Genomic DNA, 7,466 nt, shown 5'->3' on the forward strand with positions numbered 1-7,466 from the left:
CTCCGGGCTGGGCCAGTGCGACGAGACGCCCGATTGCGCGCACTCGATCTATCTGGGCGGGGCGAAGGCGACCGCCACCATCACCAACTCGCGCTTCGAGCGCGGGCGCGGCGGGCATTACGTCAAGCTGCGTATCCCCAACGTGACGATCACCGACAACAGCTTCGACGACACCGGCGGAACCAAGACCAATTACATGATCGACCTGCCCGAGGGCGCCACCGGCACCATCGCGCGCAACACCTTCGTGCAGGGCGCGCACAAGGAGAATTGGTCCGGGCTGATCGTGGTCGCGGCCGAGCAGCGCAAGTATCCGTCCGCGGGCCTGCGCGTCGAAGGCAATGTCGCCAGCCTCGCGCCCGGCCAGTCGAAGAGCCCGGCGTTCTTGGCCAATGTCTCGGGCCAGCAGCTTTCGCAAGGCGCCAACCGGCTCGGCCCGGGCGTGCGCGCCTATGAGGTGCGCCAGCCCTGAAGCGTCAGTGTGCCACGCGCCGGGCGGGATTGGCGCGCGGCAGACCCTGCGAGCGGGTCATCAGCAGCTCCGTTGCTGCATCTCGATCGACCGCCTTGGCGAACAGCCAGCCCTGGCCGAGCGCGCAGCCGGCCTCGCGGAGCTGGCGAACCTGTTTCTCGGTCTCGATCCCTTCCGAGACGACGCGGATGTTCATCTTGCGCGCGATGCCGATGATCCCCTCCACGATGGCGAGGCTGGGATCGTCGCGGGCGAGCCGCTCGACGAACGACCTGTCGATCTTGATCACGTCCACCGGCACGCTCATCAGGTGGGTGAGGGAGGCGTAGCCGGTGCCGAAATCGTCGAGGGCGATCCGGAGGCCCTTGGCGCGCAGATCGGCGAGGGCGCGCGCGACGATGCCGCCGTCATTGTCCATGTAGACCGATTCGGTCACCTCCAGGATCACGTGCTTGAGCGGCACATTGTGGCGAGCAAACGCGTCGCTCAGCACTGCATCGATGGTGCCCCCGTGGATGTCGGCGGACGAGACGTTAATACCGACATGCTGGAAGGGCACGCCCATCTCCAGCCACGCCGCGACATCGGCGGCGATCAGGCCGATCATCCGCTCGGTCAGCGCGGTGGCGACATGCGCGTCGGTGGTCGCCTCATGGAACGCCATGGCGCTGACCACCTGATCGCCCAGCCGCATGCGGCACAGCGCCTCGACGCCGACGATCTCGCGCGTATCGAGGCGGACGATCGGCTGGTAATACGGCTCGATGCGGCCGTCGCGCAGGGCCGCATCCACGTCGCGGATCGCGTCCAGCCGACGAGTGATCCGCGTGCCGAGGCCGGGCCAGTAGCGCACGAAGCCGCCGCGTCCCGTCTCCTTGGCATGGTAGAGCGCAAAGTCCGCATTCTGGCGCACGCGTTCCACCGCGCAGTCGCCCGACGACAGGATCGCGCCGCCGATGGTCGCGCGGGGCACCACGACGTGGCCGCCGCAATCGACAGGCTCGGAGAGCCGATCAAGAATGCTCTGTGCGGTGGCATCCAGATCACGGAGCGCCGCGGGGGCGCGGATCACCAGCGCGAACTCGTCGCCGCCCAGACGAAACGTTTGGTCGGGCAGGCCTGCCGCAGCGATCCGCCTGGCCGCCTCGACCAGCAGCACGTCTCCGGCGTGATGGCCGAACGTGTCGTTGACCACCTTGAGGTTGTCGAGGTCGATCGCGAACAAGGCCCAACTGCCTGGCGTGTTGCACTCCATCGACGCGAGAGCGCTGTTAAACGCCGCGCGGTTGGGCAAACCGGTAAGTTCGTCGGTGGCGGCCCGCAGCTCGCGCTCGGCGATGCGCTGCTGTCGCTCGATCGCGATGGCGCAAAGATGGACGCAATCGTCCACGATCTCGCGCTCCAGCGCAGTCGGACCGCGCGGCTCTCGGTAGTAAAAGGCGAAGGTACCGATCGGCTCGCCACGACCATTTAGAATTGGGGAAGACCAACATGCGACCAGGCCGAGTGGTATCACCAGGTGACGGTAGTCCTGCCAGCGCGGATCGGTGCGGACATCCTCCGCCGTCACCGGCTCGCGCAGGTAAGCAGCCGTTCCGCACGACCCAGCGCTCGGACCGATCGCGACTCCCTCCAGAGCGTGGGCATAGCTGTCCGGCAGGCTTGGCGCGGAGAGCGGGTGAATCAGCCCGGCTGTGTCCACCGTCAGCACCGAACAGATGACGCGAGGTGCCAGCCGCTCGACCTCGGCGCAGAGCCGAAACGCGATATCGTCCAGCGGTTCGCCCGTGGCGATCATTTCCAGGATGATGTTCTGGAGCTTGAGCAAACGCACCTCGGGCCGGGCGCGGAGAGTGCACCCGTGCCGTGCAGGATCGCTCGAAAGCAGTTAAGAAACACTATCCTGCGGCATTCGGCATCATCGCTCCGGCTTGACCATCCGCTCTGAAAGATCCGGTTCGGAGGTAAATCTCAGACGTTGAAGCGGAACAGCATCACGTCGCCGTCCTGGACGACATAGTCCTTGCCTTCCGCGCGCAGCTTGCCCGCCTCGCGGGCGCCCGCCTCGCCGCCGAAGGCGACATAATCGTCGAATGCGATCGTCTCGGCACGGATGAATCCGCGCTCGAAATCGGTATGGATCGCGCCCGCCGCCTGCGGCGCTTTCGATCCCGCCGGGATCGTCCAGGCGCGCGCCTCCTTGGGGCCCGCAGTGAAGAAGGTGAGCAGGTGGAGCAGCGCGTAGCCGGCGCGGATCACGCGGGCGAGGCCGGTCTCCTCCAGCCCAAGCTCACCCAGGAACTCGGCGCGATCCTCGACCGGCATGGTGGCGATGTCGGCCTCGATCGCGGCGGACACGACCACCGCCTCGGCGCCCTCGGCCTTCGCCTTCTCGAACACGCGTGCGCTGTGCGCATTGCCCTCAGCTGCCTTCGACTCCTCGACGTTGCAGACGTAGAGCACCGGCTTGGCGGTGAGCAATTGCGCCTGATCGAGGTGGCGCTGCTCCTCGACGTCCTTTGCCTCGGTGAGGCGTGCGGCCTTGCCGTCGCGCAGCAGCTCCAGTGCCCGGCCGAGCACCGCGGCGGCGGCCTTGGCGTCCTTGTCGCCCGACTGGCCTTTCTTGGCGAGCGCGGGGACGCGCTTCTCCAGGCTCTCCAGGTCGGCGAGCATCAGTTCGGTCTCGACCGTCTCGGCATCGGCGATCGGATCGACCTTGCCCTCGACGTGCGTCACGTCGCCGTCCTCGAAGCAGCGCAGCACGTGGACGATCGCGTCGACCTCGCGGATGTTGCCGAGGAACTGGTTGCCCAGGCCTTCGCCCTTCGATGCGCCGCGCACCAGCCCGGCGATGTCGACGAAGGCAAGCTGCGTTTCGATCACCTTGGCGGACTTCGCCACCTCGGCCAGCTTGTGCAGGCGCGGGTCGGGCACGCCGACGTTCCCGACATTTGGCTCGATCGTGCAGAAGGGGTAGTTCGCCGCCTGCGCGGCGGCGGTCTCGGTCAGCGCGTTGAAGAGGGTGGACTTGCCGACGTTCGGCAGGCCCACGATGCCGCAGCGGAATCCCATGAAGCGTCCTTTGTTGAGCGGACGCCGTTAGAGGGTCCGCTGCGGCGGCGCCAGTCGGAAGCGGTCCTCAGTCCCGCCCGCCGCGGCCCTCGCGGCGTTCGGCGCGGTTCTGCTGGCGCTGCTCGCGCATCTGCTGGCGCTGCTCCTGGGCCTGCTGGCGCTGGGCCTGTGCGGCCTGGCGCTGCTCGCCTCCGCGCTGCTGCATCTGCTGTTGCCGCTGCTGCTGTTGCCGTTCCGCCTGCATCTGCTGCTGCCGTTGCGCACGTTCGGCCTGCATCGCCTGCTGGCGCTGCTGACGCTCGGCCTGCGCCTGTGCCTGGCGCTGCTGGCGTTCGGCGCCGTCGCGCTCGCGCTGGGCGCGGTCTGCCTGATCGCGTTGGCGTTCCTGGCGCTCGGCGCGCTGCTGCTCCTGGCGCTGCTGGCGTTCGGCCTGGCCACGCTGGGCGGCCTGCTGGCGCTCGGCGCGGTCGCGATCGGGACGTTCCGCCTGCTGCTGGCGACGCTGCTGCGCGTCCTCACGGCGCTGCTGGGCCGCCTGGCGCTGCTGCTGCGCCTGCTCGCGCCGGGTCTGCGCGGCCTCGCGGCCCTGCGTCGCCTGGCGCTGTTCGCGCGCCTGTTCGCGCCGCGCCTGCGCCGCCTGGCGCTGCGCCTGCTGACGCTCGCGCGCCGCGTCCCGCCGGCCGGCCTGCTGCCGTGCCTCGGCCTGCCCGCGTCGATCGTCGCGTGCCTCCTGGCGCCGCTCCTGCCGGGCATTCTGCTGCCGATCCTGGCGAAGGTCGTCGCGGCGATCCTGCCTTGCTTCCTGGCGCCGCTCCTGGCGGGCCTCGTCCCGGCGGTCCTGACGCCGATCGGCGAGCAGCGCCTGGCGATCGTCGCGCCGACGATCGCCCAGCCGATCCTCGCGCCGCTCCTGCCGCGCCACCCGCTCGCGCACCGAATCGCCGGCGGGGCGGTAGCGCCGCTCGTCGCGGGCCCAGCGCTGGTTCTGCCATGCTGCGGGAATGGCGCGGGCGGGAGAAGGGGTGCGGAAGCCCGCCTGCCGCCAGCCGGCGAACCGCTCCGAATCGGCGGCGCGGCGGACCCGCTCAGGCTGCCAGTAGCGCGCGAGGCGGGGCTGGTTGGCGCGGTGATAGCTTGCCCAGAGGGGCTGACGGAGGCGCCCGGCGCCCCAGCGCTGGCGCGCGGCGAGGATCACCGGGCGGCGCTGCACCCAGACCGCGGCGACCACCGGCCGGCGCTGCGCACGCCGGCCGAAGCGGTACAGGTTGCGGCCGCGCGCATAATAGCGCGAAGCATATACCAGGCGTGGGCCGTAGTCGGCATAGGGCACGATCGCGCCGTCCAGCGCGTACACCGCGGCGAGCAGCCCGCCCGCGAAGCCGTAGGAATAATAAGGGTCGCGGACGAAATAAGGCGAGTCCTCGCCGGCGCGGTAATAATAGTAGCGATAGCCGTCGTCGATCGGCTCGGCGTACATCGTCGACCCGTCATAACCCTGCCAGGCCCAGGGATCGGTGTCTTCGTAGTCGAACGCATAGTCCGGCGGAGCATCGCCGATCGCCTCGTCATAGGCGTAGGCGGCATCGGCATAGCCATAGGCCTCGCCAGGATCGGCGACCTGCGCCAGCTTAAGCGGTGCGGTCTCGGGCAGGTCGGACACCGAAGGCGCGTAGCCGATCTCCTGCGCGGGGCCGGCTTCCAGCGGCAGCGTCGCGGGCAGGTCGGGCAGCGCCATGGCGGCGGTGGCGTTGCCGTCCTCGCCATCGTTCGCGCGATTGCAGCCGGCGAGCGCGAGGGCCGCGGCCAGCGCGACGGTCGATACGCGAACAAGGGTCATCGGCACACACTCCTTCTTCCGCCCTCTGGCATCCGCCGGGTGAACCGCGGCTGAGGGCGCGGTTCATCTGCGAGTCGCGGTGGCTTTCGCGACGGACGATAGCGGAACGGCCCCTCAGCGATAGTTGAAGCTGATGCTGATCCGCTCCTGGCGTCCCGTTCCGGGCATCACCTCGTGCCGGAGCCAGCTTTCCCACAGGAACACGCTGCCTTCGGACGGCTCCGCGAAATGGAAGGTGCCCGAACGCGAGGGCGCCGCCATCATCATCGGCAGCCGTGGGTCCTCCAGCCTGAGCGCGCCGGAACCGGGCGGCACCGCGACATAGACGGTGCCGGAGATCGCGCTGTGCGGATGGAGGTGACCCGAATGCGCGCCGCCGGGCTTGAGCACGTTGATCCACAGGCTGTCGAGCTTCGGCTTGCGCGCGAACTCCAGCGCCGCCTCCGCGGCGAACCGGATGACGTGCCGGTCGAGCAGGCGGACCAGATCGGCGAAGTTGGGATCACGGCGCGGCAGGTCGTCAAGTGAGGCGTAGGAGGTGTAGCCGCGATAGCCATGTTCGCGCGACCAGCGCTGCCCGGCGCGGTCCTCCGCCGCGATCGCGCGGCACGCTTCGGCGAGGTTTGCCACCAGCGCGGCATTGGCGAGGTCGCCTTCGTAGAACAGGGTGGGAAACAGGCTACGCACGGTCATGACGAAGGTCGAAGCAGGTCGTCGCCGTTCTCGCAAGCGCCCGCTCGCTCAAGCGGGTCGGCCGGAAGCTCGGCTCGTCGCGTGGCGCCCGGCTCGCCTTGACCGGTCCCGATGGCGACGGTAGGCATCCGAACAACAAGAAAATCGGTCGGTCGCGGAAGTTCGGGGGTAAACCTCGGCGCGCGCCGTCGAATCCCGTGAACCTCCGCCTTGAGGGGGACTCATGGGAGCGCACGGTCGATGGTTCCGGCGTGAATGGCGCCTCGGGCTGCTAGTCGCGGCTCTGCTGCCTGCATTTGCCTCCGCACAGACGACGCCGCCCGCCCCGCCACAGGGATCGCTGCCGACTCCGCAGCAGGTGACGCCGCCCCCTCCCGAGGCGCTGCCGGCGCCCGAGGTGTCGGTCGATTCCCGCGCCGCGATCGTCCAGCGCCCGTGCCCCTTCGACGAGTCCCCGCTGCGGATTCAGCTGAGCACGATCGTCTTCGTCCGGCCCGACGGCAGCCCCCTCGCACCCGAGATCGCCGCCGCGCTGGCCGGTGTCGAGCGACCGACGGGCGACCAGTCCATCCGGGTGATCTGCGCGATCCGCGACCAAGCGAATGAGGCGCTGCGCCGCGGCCACTGGGTCGCCTCGGTGCAGGTGCCGCCACAGGAGATCACCACGGGCACGCTGCGGCTGGAGGTGGTCGCCGCCCGAATCGTCGACGTCAACGTCCGCGGCAACGCCGGCCCTTATGAAGCGCTGCTGCGCGAGCGCATCGCGCGGCTGAAGTCGCTCGATCCGCTGAACGAGGAGGAAGCCGAGCGGCTGCTGCTGCTCGCGGGAGACATCCCCGGCCTGCGCGTCCAACTCGCGCTCAGCCCGGCGCCGACCGGGCGCGGCGACGTGATCGGCGAACTCACCATCGAGTTCCGGCGATTTGCGGTGTTCGCCAACGCGCAGAACTACAACTCGCGCCAGCTCGGCCGCGAGACGGGCTATGTTCGCGCCGAGCTGTACGGCCTCACCGGCCTCGGCGACACCACCTACATCGGCGGCTCGTCTACACCGGACCTGGAGGAGCAGAAGGTCCTCCAGGTCGGCCATATCGCGACGCTCGCTCCGGGGACGACGCTGGGTGCGCGCTTCAGCTACGCCTGGTCGCGCCCCGATCTGCCGCGGCTCGACTATCGCACCGAGACGTCGATCGCAGGCTTCGACGTCACCACGGCGTTGCTCCGCTCCCTCAACGCCAATCTCGCGCTCGCCGCGGGGTTCGACTATGTCGACCAGGACACGCGCACGCGCACCGGAAGCGTCGTGCAGCGCGTGTCGCTGGACAAATTGCGCGTCCTCTACGCCAGCGCGATCGGGGACGCGCGCGGCCTGCGCGGCGACGGCAGCCTGTT

General features: G+C 69.4%; 4 protein-coding genes and 2 pseudogenes. 2 read left to right on the forward strand and 4 right to left on the reverse strand.

The window, feature by feature from the left end; genetic code table 11:
• Positions 1–472: pseudogene (locus tag ACFDTH_RS16415) on the forward strand (right-handed parallel beta-helix repeat-containing protein); the annotation flags it as partial.
• 4 nt (positions 473–476) lie between these two features.
• Here ACFDTH_RS16415 and ACFDTH_RS16420 read toward each other — a convergent pair.
• From ACFDTH_RS16420 to ACFDTH_RS16435, 4 genes are all read right to left on the reverse strand, one after another.
• Positions 477–2,306 (reverse strand): putative bifunctional diguanylate cyclase/phosphodiesterase, encoded by a 1,830-nt coding sequence (locus ACFDTH_RS16420; protein WP_375288638.1) that lies wholly within the window; start codon positions 2,304–2,306, stop codon positions 477–479.
• A 137-nt stretch (positions 2,307–2,443) separates the two neighbouring features.
• The gene (ychF, locus tag ACFDTH_RS16425) at positions 2,444–3,544 is read right to left on the reverse strand and encodes a redox-regulated ATPase YchF (protein WP_375288639.1); all 1,101 of its coding nucleotides are present in this window, start codon (positions 3,542–3,544) and stop codon (positions 2,444–2,446) included.
• Positions 3,545–3,611: 67 nt separating this feature from the next.
• A complete protein-coding gene (locus ACFDTH_RS16430) occupies positions 3,612–5,381 on the reverse strand; it encodes a hypothetical protein (RefSeq protein WP_375288640.1) in 1,770 nt (589 codons plus the stop codon).
• Positions 5,382–5,495: 114 nt separating this feature from the next.
• On the reverse strand, positions 5,496–6,074 hold the full coding sequence (locus tag ACFDTH_RS16435; RefSeq protein WP_375288641.1) for a TIGR02466 family protein: 579 nt from the start codon (positions 6,072–6,074) through the stop codon (positions 5,496–5,498).
• 358 nt (positions 6,075–6,432) lie between these two features.
• Here ACFDTH_RS16435 and ACFDTH_RS16440 point away from each other — a divergent pair.
• Positions 6,433–7,466, forward strand: a pseudogene (locus tag ACFDTH_RS16440) (ShlB/FhaC/HecB family hemolysin secretion/activation protein); the annotation flags it as partial.

It is taken from the genome of Sphingomonas sp. (assembly GCF_042096255.1).
GTDB lineage: Bacteria > Pseudomonadota > Alphaproteobacteria > Sphingomonadales > Sphingomonadaceae > Sphingomonas.